We start from the raw sequence: 19,897 nt of genomic DNA on the forward strand, positions 1-19,897 counted from the left end.
GCCTTGCTGGACCATCAAGACAGCTTGTTACTTAAGCTGTCGCTGGGGCACTACCAGCCGCTGGGCCAGGTGCGCCAGCCGAGTTACCAAAAATAGTTGGTGGTGGTGGCAATGGTGCACGCGGAGGACGGCCTTCCATGATGTCGGTGATTTGATCGGCATCAATGGTTTCCCATTCGAGTAAGGCAACGACCATAGCTTCAACTTTATCGCGATTATTTTCGAGAATTGATCTGGCTAAGGCGTATTGACTATCAATTAACGAACGAATCTCGAAGTCCACCTTTTGTTGTGTCAATTCAGAAACCGTCTTGGTACTATTGCGCCCGAAAATACTTTCAGACTCAGTATCCACATAAACCATCGTACCTAAGCTATCGCTCATACCGTAACGCGTCACCATATCACGCGCCATTTTTGTGGCACGCTCAAAGTCATTTGAAGCACCGGTACTTGAGGAGTGCAAGAAGATTTCTTCTGCGGCACGGCCACCAAACAAAATGGCTAAGTCTTCCATCATGCGATCTTTGTACAGATTGACACGATCAAACTCTGGCAACTGCCAAGTCACGCCTAATGCCATACCGCGCGGCATGATGGTGACCTTATGAACTGGGTCTGCCTTAGGCAGGCTCTTGGCTACAACCGCATGGCCAGCCTCGTGATAGGCGGTATTACGGCGCTCTTCTTCACGCATCACAGCAGACTTACGCTCAGGACCCATATAGATCTTGTCTTTAGCGTCTTCAAAGTCTTTCATTTCGACTGAACGCTTACTGCGGCGCGCAGCAAACAAGGCAGCCTCATTTACTAAGTTTGCTAAGTCAGCACCTGAAAAGCCTGGAGTACCGCGTGCTAATACTGCAGCATTGACATCAGGATCAATAGGCACTTTGCGCATATGCACTTGCAAGATCTGCTCACGACCCCGAATATCTGGCAAGCCTACGTGTACTTGACGATCGAAGCGACCTGGGCGTAATAAAGCCTTATCTAGTACATCAGAACGGTTTGTAGCAGCCACCACGATCACGCCGCTATTACTTTCAAAACCATCCATTTCAACGAGCATTTGGTTTAAGGTTTGTTCGCGCTCATCGTTACCACCGCCCATACCAGCACCACGATGACGACCTACCGCATCGATCTCATCAATAAAGATGATGCAAGGTGAATTTTTCTTAGCATTCTCAAACATATCGCGTACGCGAGATGCGCCAACACCCACAAACATTTCTACGAAATCAGAACCGGAGATCGAGAAGAAAGGAACCTTGGCTTCACCTGCAATAGCACGGGCCAAGAGGGTTTTACCTGTACCAGGAGGGCCAACGAGTAAGACGCCATGCGGAATACGACCGCCGAGCTTTTGAAACTTCTGAGGGTCTTTTAAGAAATCAACCAACTCATACACTTCTTCTTTTGCTTCATCGCAACCTGCAACATCAGCAAAAGTAACAGTATTACTATTCTCATCAATGAGACGTGCTTTGGATTTACCAAAGGAAAATGCGCCGCCTTTACCGCCACCTTGCATCTGACGCATCATGAAAAACCAAAAGCCAATAATCAATAGAGTAGGTCCGAGGTAATACAAAGCAGACACCAATAGATTAGGTTCATCTTCTGCCTTACCGGTAACTTGTACACCGAACTTCATTAAGTCGCCAACCATCCAGATGTCGCCTGGAGAGATGATGGAATATTTATTGCCATCAGCAGGCGTGACTTGCAATGTACGACCTTGCACATCAACGCGCTTCACTTTTCCTGCCTTAGCGTCGTCCATGAATTGAGAGTACGTGACTTGAGTTTGGTCCCTAGGCTTATCAAACTGTTTGAAAACAGTAAATAACACCAGACCCACAATGAGCCACACACCGATTTTTTGGAACATATTGCTGTTCATATTGCCGTTCAAAATAATTCCTTTTCTGGATATATCCAGGAAATAAGCACATTGCTTCCTATGTATTTGATTCTACTACCACCCTTTTTCAAGGTCTAATGGCCTATTTATTTCATAAAACCATGTATTAAAGGGGGTTATTAGGGGTGCTCCAGCCTAGAAGTGCTAATTTTTGGGTAATTACTTAGGGGGCTTTAAGTTGCGGCCTAAGAGAAATATCTCTGAAGAACGAGCTCGAGAGGCCTTGGGCTTTCTGGAGGCGACGGTTCTGAAGACCTTTTTAAAGGATTCGACGATCTGACTATAGCCACTTCCGTTAAAGCATTTGATCAATAGCGCCCCTTCGGGCTTGAGGTAGTCCACCGCAAAATCCAAGGCAATTTCAGCCAAAAAGGCCATCCGTGCAGCATCTGCAACGCCCACCCCTGAAAGATTAGGTGCCATATCGGATAGAACCAGATCGACCTTGCCTTCTGCACTCTTGGGCAGAAGTGCCTTCAGAGCATTCAGACCCTCCTCCTCACGGAAGTCGCCTTGAATAAAGCTGACATCGGCAATGTCTTCCATCGGCAAGATATCGATTGCAATGATTTGACCGTCCGGTTTGCCAGACTCAATTTTGGGATTGCTTTTTCCCAGTTCAGTTAAACGATTACGCGCATATTGAGACCAACTCCCTGGTGCACTGCCCAGATCCACAATGGTCATGCCTGCTTGTATGAGGTGATCTTGCTCGTCAATTTCACTGAGCTTGTAAACCGCTCTAGCGCGATAACCCTCTTTCTGAGCCATCTTCACATAGGGATCGGTTAGATGATCCTGCAACCAACTTTTATTAAATTTATTCTTCGCCACAACTTACCCACTTTCGGCTTACATTTTCCTAGTTTTAGCCCCCTAAAGCAAAAGGAATCGATACATAACCTAACAAATTCAGTCTAAACGGGCTATTTAATTATCCGATGCTCTATCATCGAACCATGACTGCACTAACCATCACCCCCGCGCAACGTAAATCCCTCAAAGCTGATGCCCATGACTTAAGTCCGGTTGTCATGATCGGTGGCGGTGGCTTAACTCCTTCAGTCATCAAAGAGGCCAAGCTCGCAATTAGCCATCATGGACTCATTAAGGTCCGTGTATTTGGCGATGATCGTGAAGCTCGCCTTGCTATTTATGAAACGCTCTGCGACAAACTGGATGCTGCTCCAGTGCAGCATATTGGCAAATTGCTGGTGATCTGGAGACCAAAAGATGCTGTTGATGAAGCATTTTCCAATCTTGGCAGATCTTCTAAGCAGACAAAAAAATCCTTACAGGCGCCGCGCACTAAACGCCAGCCTAATCGCGCACCAACTAAATCGGGCGTACGCACCAGCAATTCAGAAAGGTCTGATCGTCGCTCTGCTTCCAATGCAGCGCCATTCGCTCGCGCTGCCGCTGTGAAATCTGCTACACCAAAGAAACGGGTGCTGCGCTCTGAAGCTGCTGAATCGAAGATTGGTTGGTCATCACCAGGCTATCGCAAAGCGGCAGCTGCACCTGCCCCTATCAAGAAACGTAAAGTGCGGATGAGTAGCAATAAGAAAAAATCGCTAGGTTCTTAAAGCTCTGAATGCATCTGAAGAACGCCGCTAGTCGGCGTTTTTTATTGCTGTTTGTTTGCTACTTACTGTGAATGCGTTTTAGTAAGGCGCCATACAAGATAAATGCCTAGTGCACTCTGAATCAGAAATAGGACACTAGAAACGCCATGGAGTGTTCTAAATAACTCAGCTGAAGGAGACAGCATGACTGGCATACCTTCTAACAAGGCCTGATCACGCAAGGTATCAAGCCAGGGGATCAAGATAAATGAAGCAGCTGCCGTGCATACAAGCATGCCTAGGAGAAGCAGGCGAATCACCCTGTATTGATTTAGTCCACGGGTAACTAGGAGATTTGCTAGCACCATTAAAGCAATACAAATAATGATGCTGAGATAGGCTTCAGTCTTAAAGACACTGCCAGCAACCATACCGGCTACTTGACGATCAGTCATGGTGCTAAAAATTACTGGGGCAACCAAATAGCCAACGGCAAGGATGCTACCGACCCAAACACCTGCGATCAAAATAAAAAGTCGTTGAGCTCCAGTATGGTTTGGAGCAGTGTGGTTCTGCACTGGGTTTCTCTGGAAGTAGTATTAGATGTAGCGAACTGCCAGAACCTCAACTTCGCGATTACCGCCTGGGGCTTGAACAGCAACAACATCACCCTCTTCCTTGCCAATCAAGGCGCGGGCAATGGGGGAGCTAATCGAGATTTTGCTTACTGCAATATCGGCCTCATCATCACCCACAATCTGATAAGTGAGCTTGGTACCATCCTCAAGATCTTCGAGATCAACGGTAGCGCCAAATACAACCCGACCAGAAACATCGAGTGTGGCTGGATCAATAATCTGAGCAGCAGATAGTTTGCTCTCAAGCTCCTGAATACGGCCCTCAATAAAGCCTTGCTTTTCTTTAGCGGCATCGTACTCAGCATTCTCAGAAAGATCGCCTTGAGCGCGTGCCTCCGAGATTGAAATGATGACTGCTGGACGCTCAACATGCTTAAGACGATGCAACTCCTCTTTCAGAAGTTCTGCACCGCGTTTAGTAATCGGAATTGTGCTCATACTGCCAACCTAACTTAAATTCTTGCGCAAGATTACGCAAACAAAAGTCGATTTTAGATTAAACGAGCTTTTGATGTAAATCCTGTAGGGAATATACCTCAAGAGACTCTTTATTCCCTTTTTGAGATGCCAGCAAACCATCCATCACCGCACGGGCCGCGCTAATGGTCGTGTAGTAAGTCACTCCATTTGCTTGGGCTGAAGTGCGGATGGATCTAGAGTCAGCAATGGCAGTCCGGGTCTCATCCACGGTCGTAAATACCAAGGAAATTTCACCGTTTTTAATGAAATCCACGATATGAGGACGGCCGTCTTTGACTTTATTGACTACGCGTACTGGCAGACCAGCAGCTTCAATTGCGGCGGCAGTCCCTTTGGTTGCAACCATCGGGAAACCGAGCTGATGCAATAGCTTAGCAACTTCGACCGCCTTAGGCTTATCACTATCTTTGACCGTGAGCAGCACTGTTCCGCTCTTGGGCAGCTTGATACCAGCACCCAATTGTGATTTGAAAAGCGCTTCACCGAAAGTCTTGCCTACGCCCATGACTTCACCAGTCGAGCGCATCTCAGGCCCAAGGATGGGATCAATTCCTGGGAACTTATTGAACGGAAATACCGCTTCTTTGACAGAGAAGTATGGAGGATTGACTTCTGCCTTGATGCCCTGCTGCTCTAGCGTTTGACCAACCATGCAACGCGCAGCAATCTTAGCCAATTGCAGGCCGGTTGCTTTAGAAACAAAAGGTACGGTGCGTGACGCACGTGGATTGACTTCCAGAACATAGATAACATCTTTGCCATCGACATTTTGAATTGCGAACTGAACGTTCATCAAACCAATCACATTTAAGCCTGCCGCCATTGCAGCAGTTTGACGCTTAATCTCTTTGACAGTCTCAGCAGATAAGGAATATGGCGGCAATGAACACGCTGAATCGCCAGAGTGAACGCCGGCCTGCTCGATATGTTCCATCACACCACCAATAAATACTTTGGATCCATCACGAATGCAATCAACATCACACTCAATTGCATCATTAAGGAAGCGATCTAGTAATACTGGAGAATCATGAGAGACCTTCACAGCCTCACGCATATAGCGCTCTAAGTCTCGGCCATCATGAACAATTTCCATAGCGCGGCCACCCAAGACATAAGAAGGACGCACTACTAATGGATAGCCAATTTCTTCAGCCAGAACCAGCGCCTCTTCTTCTGTTCGCGCTGTGCGGTTTGGTGGTTGACGCAAACCCAAGTCTTGCAAGAGTTTTTGGAAACGCTCGCGGTCTTCGGCAGCATCAATCATGTCTGGTGATGTGCCAATAATAGGCACACCATTACGCTCAAGATCTAAAGCAAGCTTCAAGGGAGTTTGACCACCGTACTGCACGATGACACCCTTAGGTTTCTCTTTAGCAACAATTTCCAATACATCTTCAAGAGTCAGTGGTTCAAAGTACAAACGATCAGAGGTATCGTAGTCGGTTGAAACAGTTTCTGGGTTGCAATTCACCATAATGGTTTCATAACCATCATCGCGCATTGCTAAGGCAGCATGAACGCAGCAATAGTCAAACTCAATACCCTGACCAATTCGGTTAGGACCACCGCCCAAAACCATAATCTTATCTTTGGTGCTTGGGTTAGATTCACATTCACCATGCTCTGCTTCATAAGTGGAATAGAGATAAGCTGTATTGGTTGAGAACTCAGCAGCGCAAGTATCAACGCGCTTATAAACCGGCACTACTTTTAAACGATGGCGTGTTGTGCGAACCGTCGTAGCATCGACACCCAATAATTTAGCTAAGCGACGGTCAGAGAAACCCTTCTGCTTTACAGCACGCAGCTCTGCTGCTGTGAGGCTATCAATCTTGCGTTGCTTGAGTTCTGCTTCAATACTGATCAATTCCTCAATTTGCTGAAGGAACCAAGGATCTACTTTGGTTTCAGCATAAATCTCATCTAAGCTCATCCCCATCCGAAAGGCATCAGCCAAATACCAAATACGATCTGGGCCTGGCTCATTGATTTCATTCACAATGTCATCAAGATCAGTAGAGAATTCATCTAGGCCATCTACACCAACCTCAAGGCCCCGTAATGCTTTCTGGAAAGACTCCTGGAAGGTCCGGCCAATCGCCATCACTTCACCAACGGATTTCATCTGGGTTGTTAAGCGAGAATCTGCTTGCGGGAATTTCTCAAAAGCAAAACGTGGAATCTTTGTCACAACATAATCAATGGATGGCTCAAACGATGCTGGGGTCGCACCACCAGTAATATCGTTCTTGAGTTCATCTAGCGTGTAGCCAACGGCCAACTTGGCTGCAATCTTGGCAATCGGAAAGCCGGTTGCTTTCGAAGCCAGCGCAGATGAGCGCGATACCCGCGGATTCATCTCAATGACGATCATGCGGCCGTCTTCTGGGTTAATAGAAAACTGTACGTTTGATCCACCAGTATCAACACCGATTTCCCGCAGAACAGCAATCGATGCATTACGCATGATTTGATACTCTTTATCGGTCAGCGTTTGCGCAGGAGCAACTGTGATCGAATCCCCTGTATGTACGCCCATCGGATCTAAGTTTTCGATTGAGCACACAATGATGCAGTTATCGTTGCGATCCCGCACGACTTCCATCTCAAACTCTTTCCATCCCAAGAGCGATTCTTCAATCAAGAGCTCACGGGTAGGCGATAGATCGAGACCACGTTTGCAGATCTCTTCAAACTCTTCACGGTTATAAGCAATACCACCGCCTGAACCACCCATGGTGAATGAAGGCCGAATCACTACTGGGAATCCAGAGCTATCAGCCTCTCGTTGAATGCGCTGCTGTACTTCAAGCGCCTCTTCCATCGAATGCGCAATACCCGATTTAGCAGAGCCAAGACCAATTTTGGTCATCGCCTCTTTAAATTTCTGACGATCTTCTGCTTTATCGATCGCCTCTGGTGAAGCGCCGATGAGTTCACAACCGTACTTTTGCAATACACCGTGACGATGCAAATCTAATGCGCAGTTCAAGGCAGTTTGTCCGCCCATCGTTGGCAAAATCGCGTCTGGCTTTTCGGTAGCAATAATGCGCTCTACCACTTCCCAAGTAATCGGCTCGATATAAGTTACATCAGCCATCTCTGGGTCAGTCATGATGGTTGCAGGATTACTATTGACCAAAATCACTTTGTAACCTTCGTCACGCAAAGCCTTACAAGCTTGCGCACCCGAATAATCAAATTCACAGGCCTGTCCAATCACAATTGGACCAGCACCGATAATCAGGACGCTCTTAATGTCGCTACGCTTAGGCATTATTTGCCTCCCTTGTTGCTAGCATTCATGAGCTCCACAAAACGATCAAATAAATAGGCAATATCATGAGGTCCAGGCGAGGCTTCAGGATGACCCTGGAAACAGAAAGCTGGCTTATCCTTCCAAGCCAGTCCTTGCAAGGAGCCATCAAACAGTGAAACGTGTGTGACACGAAGGTTGTGAGGCAAAGTATTGGCATCGACTGCAAAGCCATGGTTCTGGGAAGTAATCGCTACGCGACCAGTGTCTAAGTCTTTAACAGGATGGTTAGCACCATGGTGGCCAAACTTCATCTTGAGGGTTTTAGCGCCTGCAGCCAGACCCATAATTTGGTGGCCTAAGCAGATACCAAAAGTAGGAATGCCCTTGGCAATAATTTCTTTGGCTGCAGCAATGGCGTAATCGCAAGGTCCTGGATCTCCGGGGCCGTTAGAGAAAAATACGCCATCTGGATTCATGGCAAGCACTTCAGCTGCGCTCGTTTGTGCTGGAACTACCGTGAGCTCACAAGCACGTTCGATGAGCATGCGCAAAATATTGTGTTTGACACCAAAGTCATAAGCGATGACTTTTTTTGTTGGCTTTTGGGTATTCAGTATTTTGTAAGCAGGTTTGCCTGCTGGACCATGGAGCTCCCATTCGGCTTCATGCCATGGGTAAGATTTTTTAGTGCTCACTACTTTGGCTAAGTCTAAGCCAGACATACCTGGAAAGGCTTTTGCTAGTTCAAGCGCCTTATTACCGAGCGCCTCATAATCATCGCCTAATTTGCCGGCCACAATGGCTCCAGATTGAGCGCCCTTATCACGCAGGATACGGGTTAATTTACGAGTGTCGATGCCAGCAATACCAGGGACACCTGCTTTATTAAGATAACTATCTAAACTTCCTTCTGAACGGAAATTAGATACACGCTTAGGCAAATCTTTAATGACTAGGCCAGCAGCATGAATCTGATCCGACTCTGCATCTTGTGCATTGATACCAACGTTACCAATATGCGGATAAGTGAGGGTCACAATCTGACGGCAATAGCTAGGATCAGTAATGATCTCTTGGTAGCCAGTTAATGCGGTATTGAAAACCACTTCGCCGGTAGTTTCGCCAGGAGCGCCAATGCTAAAACCAGGAAAAAGAGTGCCGTCGGCTAAGGCCAACACGGCGGGAGGAAAAGAAGGAAGCAAGGGTGACAAACCATCTCCAGTCCCTGCTCCATCCGACGCTCAAAACCCCCAAAAAGACCAACCCGAGGCTTGTGTATGCGGGAGGTGAGTGTCTTTAAGCGCTAGGGTAATTTAATTAGTTTCGAACCTTGCAATCATACCAGTTTTGCTCCTAAACCCTTGAATACCCACCCAATTGGCCCTTTGAGAGTAATCAAGCCTTGGCGCTTTGCTCAATGATGGTCTTGATTTGAGCCAAAACAGTTTGGTCTTCCATAGTGCTGATATCACCCGGATCACGACCTTCTGCCACTGCCTGCAGAGCACGGCGCACAATCTTCCCAGAACGAGTCTTAGGCAAGGCCGACACAACATAAACACGTCCAGGTCGTGCAATGGCGCCTAACTGGCTATCAACTGTCTTCATACATTCTTTTTCCAGATTCTCAGCTTTGGAAGAATCTTTTGGAATGACAAATGCAATTGCAGCCTGGCCTTTGAGCTTGTCTTCAATGCCGACGACAGCAACTTCAGAGATATTGGGGTGACTCGAAATACTTTCCTCAATCTCGCGAGTACCAAGGCGGTGTCCCGCAACGTTAATCACGTCATCAGTGCGGCCTAAGATAAAGAAGTAACCATCTTTATCTTTAATCCCCCAATCAAAAGTGGAATAGATCAGCTTACCAGGAATGGTTTCCCAATAAGTGCTAACAAAGCGCTGATCGTCACCCCAAACCGTTTGCATACAACCTGGAGGCAATGGGCCTTCAATGGCGATAACGCCCTTCTGATCTGGTCCCAGCTCGACGGAAGTAGCATCGTCAAGTAGCTTCATGTTGTAACCAAAAGAGGGCACGCCTGGTGAACCAAACTTATGAGGCATGACTTCAATACCGCGCTGAATCGCCAGTATTGGCCAACCGGTTTCTGTTTGCCAATAGTTATCCACAATCGGTTTTTTGATCGCATCATGAATCCAACTTGCAGTAGGCTCATCTAATGGTTCGCCTGCCAAGAATAATGTGCGCAATGATGAGAGATCATGTTTGGTTAAGAATGTCGGATCTTGCTTTTTAAGAACACGAACGGCTGTTGGCGCAGAGAACATTACTGACACTTTGTATTTCGCTACCAGCTCCCACCAAATACCGGCATCAGGTCGCAATGGCGTGCCTTCATACATGATCGTAGCCATGCCATTGAGCAATGGTCCATAGATGATGTAACTGTGACCAACTACCCATCCAATATCGGAAGTGGTGAACATGGTTTCACCAGCCTTGCCACAGAAGATATGATTCATAGAAGACATCAAGGCAACCGCATAACCGCCCGTATCACGTTGCACGCCTTTAGGTTTGCCCGTAGTGCCAGAGGTATAGAGAATGTATGAAGGATGGGTTGCATCTACCCACTCCACGGGCACGATGTCATTCAAATGCTGCGTTCGCTCAGACGCATAGTCCAAATCTCTACCAGCTACGCTAGTGAACTCCAATAGACCGCGATTCACGAGCAAGACTTTTTCAGGCTTATAACTTGCTAAGGTGATGGCTTCGTCCAAAAGTGGTTTGTATGGCACTGCTTTCCCGCCGCGCATTCCTGCTTCTGCAGTCACAATCATTTTGGGCTTCGCATCATCGATTCGAGATGCCAAACTATGTGAAGCAAATCCACCAAACACGACCGAGTGAATAGCGCCAATGCGCGCACAAGCGAGCATTGCAAAGCAAGCTTCCGCAATCATCGGCATATAAATCAAGACCCGATCACCCTTTTGAATCCCGTTGGCTTTGTAAATAGCGGCCATACGATTGACTTCTTCGTAAAGCTCTTGGAAGGTATAGGCCTTTTCTATATTGGTTTCTGTTGAAACAGCAACGAGGGCAATTTGATTGGGCCGCTCTTTTGCGTGACGATCCACTGAGTTGTAACAAAGATTAGTGAGGCCACCTTCAAACCATTTTGCAAATGGAGGTTTGTCGTAATTGAGAACTGTATCGAATGGTTTTTCCCAATGAATTAACTTGGCTTGCTCACCCCAAAATCCGTTTGGATCAGAAATGGAGCGTTCATGATGTGCTTTATAGGACATGGTCAACCTAATCTAAAAGTTTGTGAAATTACTGACTGTTAGCGCCGCCTTTACTGCTGGAGGAAGCTGAGACTGTATTTTTCGCAGATTTTGCAAGTCCTGTCGATGCGGATTTATGCTGAGATGTAGTATTTTTAGGTGAAGAATTGCCCTTAGCCGCAGGCTTGCTAGAAACGCATTTGGCATTTTGGCCGGTCTTAGCTGATTTATCGCACTTTGGCGCTGATGGGGCTGGCTTTACTAGACTTAAGCTAGCATTTTCAGCCATCGCCGTAGAAACATCACCAGCTCGACTACTGGTTTTTGGTATCAGAATAGTGGAGCCAGCTTTGATCCGCATCCCTTTTGGAATGCCGTTGACAGATCTCAAAGTATCGACATCTACCCCTAGAGTTTTACCCACTTGATCAACACTTTCTGTTTTAACAATTTTTACCGCCGTCCAAGTAGATAGTGGCTTGTTATAGCCCTTCAGATTTGCCTGAAAGATTTCAGCATGAGCAAAGGGCAACAAGATCTGCTGATTCGCATTACTTAAGATCACCGGCTTATTAAATGAAGGATTGAGGTTGTGAAATTCTTCTTCAGGGATTTCGGCAAGCTTAATGACAACTGCAACATCAATATCGTTATCAATATCTAACGCCACAAAGTATGGGTGGTTTTCTAACTCAGGCAAAACAATTCCATAGGCCTGTGGATCTAAAACAATTTGGCGATAGGCCATGAGTTTAGGCACGTACTGACGCGTTTCCTTTGGCATCTTCAGGCTCAAATAATCCGTAGGTAAACCGGCTGCCAGATTGCGTTTTTGTGCCTTAGAAATATTGCCAGCGCCCCAGTTATAAGCTGCTAGAGCAAGCTCCCAACTACCGAACTGGTTATAAAGACGCTGAAGGTAATCTAATGCTGCATCGGTAGATTGCAATACGTCGCGACGCTCGTCCCTAAAGACATTTTGCGTCAAGCGAAAATCTTTTCCTGTTGCTGGCATGAACTGCCATAAGCCCATGGCTTTCGCGCTTGACTTGGCATGAGTTACAAAAGCACTTTCAACAAATGGTAGCAATGCAATTTCAGTGGGCATATTGCGGGCATTGACCTCTTGCACGATGTAAAACAAATATCGCGAAGAGCGTGTCATTGAACGATTGACATACTCGGGCCTTGCGCTAAGCCACCTTACTTGCTCAATTTCAATGGGTGTATTCATGGGCTGCATCTGGAAGCCATCCCGAATCCGTATCCATAAATTATCGGAAGGCGCATACACTTTACTAACGGATTGGCTTTTGAGATCAACCCGCGTTGCCTTAGAAGAGTTGGGATTGGTTTTGGTAGGAGTATCAGATGACCAATCACCGGTACTTGCGCAGCCCGATAGAAAAACTACAATGAAAATTGCCGTAATGTGCAATCGCATCAGAATCTGTCTTTCCATGCCCTGACCACTGCTAAGACATGAGCTGGCGTAGGCAGGTCTTTTTCGCCAGAAACTTCTTGAGCTTTCGAGATCACATCTGCTTGATTGCAACGCATAAAGGGGTTGACTTGAAGTTCTTGACCAATAGTCGTTGGCAAGGTCGGTTGATTTTGCGATCTCAATGCTTGTGCTTTTTCTGACCAGGCCACTAAATCCGAATTGTGAGGTTCCACAGCCAATGCAAAACGAATATTGGACAGAGTGTATTCATGGGTGCAATACACCAAGGTATTTTTTGGTAAGGCAGCAAACTTGGCTAATGAGGCAGTCATCTGGGTTGGCGTCCCTTCAAACAGGCGTCCGCATCCTGATGCGAATAGGGTATCGCCACAAAGTAGTATCGGCTGAGCAATACTGGCTTGCACATCGGCGAAATAGGCGATGTGACTCAAAGTATGTCCAGGAACCTCAAACACTTTGAGGCTAATACTGGGATTGGCTATCTCTATTGTGTCACCCTCTTTGGCAATGATAGTGCGACCTGGAATATCGGTTCCGACTGGTCCATAGACTGGCGTAGTGGCACCAAAACTGCGGAGCAAATTCAGGATCCCGCCGGTATGGTCGGCATGGTGGTGGGTAACTAAGATTCCCTTCAGAGCTAGGTCGTTTTGCAATAGATAATCCTCTACCGGGGCAGAATCCCCTGGATCGACCACTAAAGCTGACTTTCCATCATGGATACACCAGATGTAATTGTCATCAAAGGCCGGGATAGGCCAAACTTGCAATAAAGTATTCTTATCCATAGACCGATGATACCAACCCCGCCCATCCCCTCTCAGATGCCTGCACCCCCATGGAGTACCTGGGAGAAGTGGCTTCAATCCCCACCGGGACGCTATGTGCTCGCTTGGGAGCAAAAGTGCTTTGATCAAATCGTCGCAGATGTCTTTGGGTTTCATGCGGTTCAAATTGGTTTGCCGCAAATCAATACCTTGCTTGAGAACCGCATGCCCTTACAAGCTCTTTTGATGCATTCCAATGACAGTCGTGAATATGCTGCCCGCTTTAATTGGCACCTGATCGAAGGCAATACATCTGAGTTGCCATTTGCCGATGAAAGTCTCGATTTAGTGGCGCTTCCCCACGTGCTTGAATTTGCGACGGATCCTCACCAAATTTTGCGCGAGGTAGATCGTGTTTTACGCCCCGAAGGACGCCTTATTATTTCCGGATTTAATCCAGCCAGTCTTTGGGGTGCCCGTCAGTATCTCAGTAGATTAATTGGCAACCCCTACTTGCCGCGTGATGGTCAGTTTATTAGCCTCATTCGTATCAAGGATTGGCTTCAGTTGCTCAACTTTTCCTTAGATCGTGGCCATTTTGGCTGCTATAAATTACCCTTGCAAGGCAAGTCCTCTATGGAACGCATGGATTTCTTGGAGCCGATGGGCAATCGTTGGTGGCCTATCTTTGGCGCAGTATTCTTAGTTTCGGCAATTAAACGTCATCAAGGTATCAGGCTGATCGGGCGCGTAGCACCAGCACGCATCCCCGCAATGCCGCAACTGACTCCTGCAGCAGAACGCAATCAACTTCAAGAAGTTCAAGAGACGGTAAATTAGAGCGATGTCCCATACTAAATCTGCATCACATATTCCTCACATCGTGATCTATACCGATGGTGCTTGCAAAGGCAATCCTGGTCCAGGTGGTTGGGGCGCAGTATTGCGCTCAGGTGGTCATGAAAAACACATTCATGGTGGTGAAAAACTCACAACCAATAATCGCATGGAAATTAGCGCCGTCATTTTTGCCTTGCGCTCGCTGAAGAAAAGAAGCACTGTTGAGCTCTGGACAGATTCTCAATATGTCCAAAAAGGGGTAACTGAATGGCTTGAGGGCTGGAAGAAACGAGGCTGGAAGACTGCCAGCAAGGATCCGGTTAAAAATGCCGATCTTTGGCAAGAATTAGATGCCCTTCTGCCCGATCATGCCATCTCATGGCATTGGGTCAGGGGCCATAACGGCCATCCCGGCAATGAACTGGCTGACGAGCTTGCAAATAAGGGGGTCGAAGAGTTTTTGCCCTGAAGCTCTTAATCCCCTCCACAAGCACGATTGAGGCAGTCTTATGAGAGAATGGGCGTGACTTAAAAGCCCCTAAAACAGTATTAAAGACTTATAAAACCAAGAAAAACGAGACTGTGTCAAAAATAGAATCTTCTCTCGATCGATTGTTTGCCAAATTGGTGCATTTCAAAGACATGGGTAAGGCGCGCCTGTGCGCCCTGTGGCAAAAACTATCACCCTACCTTGGGCAACTCAAGAAAATAGATTACCCAACAACGAAAGCTTTTGTGATTCGCTTTAAGTGGCGAATATTGCTGGTACTAATTGTTCTTTACGCTGGCTCTAAGACTTACGATTATTACTTCCCTGCAAGCAAAAAAGCTGGGGGCCCTCAAGTTATTACAAGTCTAGTGGTAGAGAAAAAAGATATCCCTCTCGTGATTGAAGCTACTGGTACGACCGTTTCTAATAGCATTGTTGATATCCGTCCGATGGTGACAAACACCGTTAGTAAAATTCATATTAAGGATGGTGAAGAAGTTAAAGAAGGACAGCTTCTCTTTACCCTAGATGACCGAAATGACAAAGCCAATTATGAAAAACTCAAAGCTTTGGCTGACGATGCTCAAAAACAATATTTACGCGCTAAAGAATTAGTAGAGAAAAACTTTATATCCAAGGCGGGCTTAGAGACATCGCTGGCTAATGCCAAGTCAGCACAAGCTGCCGCACGCTCTGCCGAGGTACAACTCTCCTTCGACTCCATTCGCTCACCGATTAACGGCAGAGCAGGAATCGTTAACGTCTTCCCTGGCTCTCTAGTGCAAGCAAGTAATGTCGTAACAACTGCAACTAGCTCTACTGCCACCTCGAGCGTAGGTTCGATGGTCACCATCACGCAACTCAACCCGATTAATGTTCAATTTGTGATTCCAGAAAAGGACATTCCTATCATCCTAGAAAATAGGAAGAGTGATGTGCCTTTGACTGTAAAAGTGACTATTGGCAATACCGGAAAAAATACTTATGAGGGTCAAGTTTTGGTGATCGACAATCAAGTAGATCCTCTGATTGCCGCGGTTCGTGTGAAAGCACAAATTCCGAACGATAAGTTAGAAGTGCTTCCTGGGCAATTTGCACGCGTCTCACTCAATGCCAACACCTTAAAAGATGTCATTTCTGTTCCTACTCAGGCAATTGTCATTGGTCCGGCTGGACGTCTAGTATATGTTGTTGATAAGGATGATAAGGTCACCGCAAAGCAAGTAAAGGTAAGCTATGAATACCTCGGTACCTCTGTCATTACTGGAATTAACGCGGGCGATCGCATTGTGGTTGAAGGTAAGCAGAATTTGCGTACTGGTAGCAAAGTGCGCGAAGCAAAATCTTCTAAATCAGAGAAGCCCCCCGCTGATAAAACGTCTAGCGCTGAGCCAAAATGACGCTTTCTGAGCTATGTATTAGACGTCCCGTAATGACGGTATTGCTGTCTATTGCAACTGTCATAGCTGGAAGTGTTGCGTATTTTAAGATTCCAGTAGCCGCCCTTCCTAGTTTCAATACACCAGTGATTTCTGTATCGGCCAGCTTACCTGGCGCCTCACCTGAAATCATGGCCTCGGCTGTTGCGCTACCGCTTGAAAAAGAATTTTCAACGATTGATGGCATCAAAGTCATCAGCTCCACCAATTCACTTGGTTCTACGAGCGTTACTCTTGAATTTACAAGCGATCGTGATATTGATAAAGCGGCCGTAGATGTTCAAGCAGCCCTCTTACGAGCGCAACGCCGCTTACCAATTGAAATGACGGTGCCTCCTTCATATCGAAAGATTAATCCTGCCGATACACCCGTATTAATTGTGCGCATGAGCTCTCCGTCAATCAGTCTCTCTGAAATGAATGCTTATGCTGAGAACCTGATGTCCCCAAACTTATCCACTATTTCTGGGGTTTCACAAGTAGCAGTTTACGGAGCAAAGCGTTATGCAGTCAGAGTGAGTGTGAGGCCAGATGCTTTAGGTAATCGCAATATCACCATGGATGAGGTAGCGGCTGCCGTTAACAAAGCCAACACCAATAGCCCGGTTGGAACCCTTGATGGCCCCCGCCAACTGATCACTATCTATGCCAATCCACAACTAGTGTCAGCCGAAGAATTTGGCAATCTAATCGTTGCCCAGCGCAATGGATACCCAATTTATCTCAAGGATGTCGCAGATGTGCAAGAGAGCTTTGAGGACGTAAAGACTTTTGCTTCAGCAAAAGGTGAGCGCTCAATTGCGATTGCCGTACTACGCCAACCAAATGCAAATACTGTAGAGGTTGTGGACTCCATTAAAAAACTGTTGCCTTCTCTCAAAGCGCAAATGCCGGAATCTATTCAGCTAACGCTGATTAATGACCGTTCGCTTTCGATTATTGAATCGATTCATGATGTCAATCTGACATTACTTCTCACCATTGCACTCGTTGTCTTAGTGATCTTCCTCTTTCTAAAGCATATATCTGCAACGATCATTCCATCCATTAGCTTACCGATTTCTCTGATTGGCGCATTCTTTGTTTTCTACTTTTTAGGCTACAGCCTCAATAACATTTCCTTGCTGGGCATCACTCTTGCTGTTGGCTTGGTGGTAGATGATGCAATCGTAGTGCTAGAGAACATCATGCGCTATGTTGAAGAAGGCATGGACCCCTTAAAAGCCGCTTTAAAAGGTAGTAAGGAAGTTGGCTTTACGATCATCTCAATCTCCATATCCTTGGTGGCAGTATTTATTCCACTATTTTTTATGTCAGGCCCCATTGGTCTTCTCTTTAGAGAATTTGCCGTTGTGGTAACTCTCTCTATATTGGTCTCAGCGGTTGTCTCATTAACAGTGGTACCAATGTTATGCAGCCGCTTTTTGCCTAAACCCGGTGAGCATCCAAAAGAATATGAAATCACAAAGCAGTTCGATCGAGCATATGAATGGACTTTAAAAAAATATATTCATTTTTTAGACTTAGCCTTAGCAAACAGAAGGAGAGTGTTGTTTGGGGCATTAGCCAGCTTTGTCATCACGATTGCCCTCTTTGTTTACAGTCCAAAGGGGTTCTTTCCAGAAGAAGATATTGGTCAGTTACGCGTAACTGTAGAGGCTGCTGAAGATACTTCCTTTAGCGCGATGATGGCTTTGCAAGATCAAGCTGCGAAAGTAGTGGATAGCGATCCCAACGTTGCGACCTCAATCTCGATTCTTGGTGGTGGCCAAAGTTCAGGCCGTAATACAGGAAGATTCTTCATCATTCTGAAGCCCAAGGATGAGCGCCAAAAAATGAGCAAGGTGATGGAGGGTCTTAGATCTAAGTTCAAAGAAATTCCTGGTATTCAGGTCTACATGAGCCCGGTACAAAACTTACAGCTAGGCGGTCGCAGTAGTAAAAGCCGTTATCAATTTACCCTGCAGAGTGTTGGCTTTGAAGGCGTCAATGAATGGGCTGAGAAATTGTTGCAAAAAATGCGTGCTGATCCCATTTTTAAGGATGTCACTAGTGATTCGCAATTAAAAGGCTTGAACGTCAAGATTGAAATTGATCGGGAAAAAGCTGCCAGCGCGGGAGTCTCCATCGCTGATATTCGTACTGCCCTCTACTCTTCCTTTGGTGAGAGGCAGGTATCTACCATCTATACCCCTGTCAATACCTATTATGTGATTTTGGAAACAACAGAGAATGATCGTCAATTCGAAACAGACTTGAACAAGGTCTTCGTTCGCGGCAGAGCGACAGATAAATTGATTCCGCTGTCTAGCCTAGCGAGCTTTGTCAGAACTGTAGGCCCTACAGCAGTAAACCACCAAGGACAGATCCCAGCGGTAACGATTTCTTTTAACCTCGCTCCAGATGTTTTCTTGGGTGATGCAACTAAAGCAATAGATGGCTTTGTTAAGGCGGTTGATTTACCACCTTCTATCATCACGAGCTATGGTGGTGATGCGGCCGTATTTAAAGATAATCAATCGGGTCAGGTCATTTTGCTATTGGCTGCACTCGGCGTGATTTATATCTTGCTTGGCGTTCTATATGAGAGCTATATCCACCCCCTTACGATTTTGGCTGGCCTGCCCTCTGCAGCGATTGGTGCAATTTTGTCCTTACGCATCTTCGGATTTGAGCTAACCGTTGTTGCTTCGATCGGCATCCTGCTACTCATTGGTATTGTGAAGAAAAATGCAATTTTGATGATCGACTTTGCGCTAGATGCGCAGCGTAATCAAGGCATGACGCCCGAAAAAGCGATTCGCGAAGCGTGTATCTTGCGCTTTCGCCCCATCATGATGACTACGATTGCCGCTTTGATGGGCGCACTACCGATTGCCCTTGGCTTGGGTGCTGGCGCAGAGTTACGGCAGCCTCTGGGTATCAGTGTCGCTGGCGGTCTGATCTTCTCTCAGTTTGTTACCTTGATTATTACTCCCGTGATTTATCTCTATTTGGATAAATACGCGGGCAATGGTCCAATGGAAATTCCACCGTCAGTGCTTGAAGGAACCTAATGCGTCAAGTTATTCTCGATACCGAAACTACTGGATTAAATCCAGCTACTGGTGATCGCATCATTGAAATTGGTTGCGTTGAAATGTTTGATCGCCGCTTAACTGAGCGCACCTTCCATTACTACGTTAATCCAGAGCGCGATATCGATGCTGGCGCTTTTGCTGTCCATGGCCTATCTCGCGAGTTTCTCTCTGATAAACCAGTGTTTGGCAATATTGTTGAGCAGCTCATCGAGTTTGTAGATGGCGCTGAAATCGTCATTCATAACGCGGCCTTCGACTTAGGCTTCTTAGATAATGAATTCGCCCTCTTAAAGCGCCCGCCATTTCGTAATCTAGCTGCGAAGATCACGGATACCTTACTTGATGCGCGCCAGATGTTCCCTGGCAAGCGTAACTCCTTGGATGCACTCTGTGAACGCTTTTCGATTAGCAACCAACATCGAACCTTGCACGGAGCACTTTTGGATGCCCAGCTCTTAGCTGAGGTATATGTTGCAATGACCCGAGGTCAAGAAGATCTCTCCATTGATTTGATCGATTACACCGTTGGTGCAGATGCATCTGGACATACCAAAGCCTTGCCGACTGACTTAAAGGCGCTGGTTGCAAGTGATGATGACATTGCACAACATGAAAAGATTCTTGCAGACATTGCGAAAGCAAGTAAAAAGGACTCTGTATGGAGCCCTTTAAATGCCGCCTAA

At 46.5% G+C, this 19,897-nt stretch carries 15 protein-coding genes; 6 read left to right on the plus strand and 9 right to left on the minus strand.

Features of this window, described 5'->3' with window-relative positions; translation table 11 throughout:
- Nucleotides 1-31: 31 nt before the first annotated feature.
- A complete protein-coding gene (gene ftsH, locus ICN31_RS04155) occupies nt 32-1,909 on the minus strand; it encodes an ATP-dependent zinc metalloprotease FtsH (protein ID WP_216260766.1) in 1,878 nt (625 codons plus the stop codon).
- A 180-nt stretch (nt 1,910-2,089) separates the two neighbouring features.
- Nucleotides 2,090-2,764: an RlmE family RNA methyltransferase gene (locus ICN31_RS04160; protein ID WP_216258863.1), complete on the minus strand. Its 675-nt coding sequence runs from the start codon at nt 2,762-2,764 to the stop codon at nt 2,090-2,092.
- Between the two features lie 125 nt (nt 2,765-2,889).
- On the opposite strand from ICN31_RS04160, the gene ICN31_RS04165 reads away from it, so the two are divergent.
- Nucleotides 2,890-3,516: a YhbY family RNA-binding protein gene (locus tag ICN31_RS04165; protein WP_216258865.1), complete on the plus strand. Its 627-nt coding sequence runs from the start codon at nt 2,890-2,892 to the stop codon at nt 3,514-3,516.
- A 62-nt stretch (nt 3,517-3,578) separates the two neighbouring features.
- On the opposite strand, the gene ICN31_RS04170 is transcribed toward ICN31_RS04165, so the two are convergent.
- From ICN31_RS04170 to gloB, 7 genes are all read right to left on the minus strand, one after another.
- Nucleotides 3,579-4,073 (minus strand): DUF4149 domain-containing protein, encoded by a 495-nt coding sequence (locus ICN31_RS04170; RefSeq protein WP_216258868.1) that lies wholly within the window; start codon nt 4,071-4,073, stop codon nt 3,579-3,581.
- A gap of 21 nt (nt 4,074-4,094) precedes the next feature.
- A complete protein-coding gene (greA, locus tag ICN31_RS04175) occupies nt 4,095-4,571 on the minus strand; it encodes a transcription elongation factor GreA (protein ID WP_216258870.1) in 477 nt (158 codons plus the stop codon).
- Nucleotides 4,572-4,629: 58 nt separating this feature from the next.
- Entirely contained in the window at nt 4,630-7,893 is a 3,264-nt protein-coding gene (carB, locus tag ICN31_RS04180) for a carbamoyl-phosphate synthase large subunit (protein WP_216258872.1), read from the minus strand.
- On the minus strand, nt 7,893-9,077 hold the full coding sequence (gene carA / locus ICN31_RS04185) for a glutamine-hydrolyzing carbamoyl-phosphate synthase small subunit (protein WP_216260768.1): 1,185 nt from the start codon (nt 9,075-9,077) through the stop codon (nt 7,893-7,895). Before carA ends, carB begins: the two co-directional genes overlap by 1 nt.
- A 193-nt stretch (nt 9,078-9,270) precedes the next feature.
- A complete protein-coding gene (locus ICN31_RS04190) occupies nt 9,271-11,154 on the minus strand; it encodes a propionate--CoA ligase (RefSeq protein WP_216258874.1) in 1,884 nt (627 codons plus the stop codon).
- Nucleotides 11,155-11,182: 28 nt separating this feature from the next.
- Nucleotides 11,183-12,595, minus strand: coding sequence for a transglycosylase SLT domain-containing protein (locus ICN31_RS04195; RefSeq protein ID WP_255530907.1), 1,413 nt, complete (start codon nt 12,593-12,595; stop codon nt 11,183-11,185).
- Entirely contained in the window at nt 12,577-13,386 is an 810-nt protein-coding gene (gene gloB, locus ICN31_RS04200; RefSeq protein ID WP_216258876.1) for a hydroxyacylglutathione hydrolase, read from the minus strand. Before gloB ends, ICN31_RS04195 begins: the two co-directional genes overlap by 19 nt.
- Nucleotides 13,387-13,422: 36 nt before the next feature.
- On the opposite strand from gloB, the gene ICN31_RS04205 reads away from it, so the two are divergent.
- From ICN31_RS04205 to dnaQ, 5 genes are all read left to right on the plus strand, one after another.
- A complete protein-coding gene (locus tag ICN31_RS04205; protein ID WP_255530908.1) occupies nt 13,423-14,205 on the plus strand; it encodes a class I SAM-dependent methyltransferase in 783 nt (260 codons plus the stop codon).
- Between the two features lie 4 nt (nt 14,206-14,209).
- Complete coding sequence (rnhA, locus tag ICN31_RS04210) at nt 14,210-14,674, plus strand: ribonuclease HI (protein ID WP_216861393.1); 465 nt, start codon at nt 14,210-14,212, stop codon at nt 14,672-14,674.
- Between the two features lie 113 nt (nt 14,675-14,787).
- On the plus strand, nt 14,788-16,095 hold the full coding sequence (locus ICN31_RS04215; RefSeq protein WP_216258880.1) for an efflux RND transporter periplasmic adaptor subunit: 1,308 nt from the start codon (nt 14,788-14,790) through the stop codon (nt 16,093-16,095).
- The gene (locus ICN31_RS04220) at nt 16,092-19,190 is read left to right on the plus strand and encodes an efflux RND transporter permease subunit (protein ID WP_216258882.1); all 3,099 of its coding nucleotides are present in this window, start codon (nt 16,092-16,094) and stop codon (nt 19,188-19,190) included. Before ICN31_RS04215 ends, ICN31_RS04220 begins: the two co-directional genes overlap by 4 nt.
- Entirely contained in the window at nt 19,190-19,897 is a 708-nt protein-coding gene (gene dnaQ, locus ICN31_RS04225; RefSeq protein WP_216258884.1) for a DNA polymerase III subunit epsilon, read from the plus strand. The genes ICN31_RS04220 and dnaQ overlap by 1 nt, the downstream gene beginning before the upstream one ends.

Origin of the sequence: Polynucleobacter sp. UB-Piko-W3 (assembly GCF_018881635.1) — a bacterium.
Lineage (GTDB): Bacteria > Pseudomonadota > Gammaproteobacteria > Burkholderiales > Burkholderiaceae > Polynucleobacter.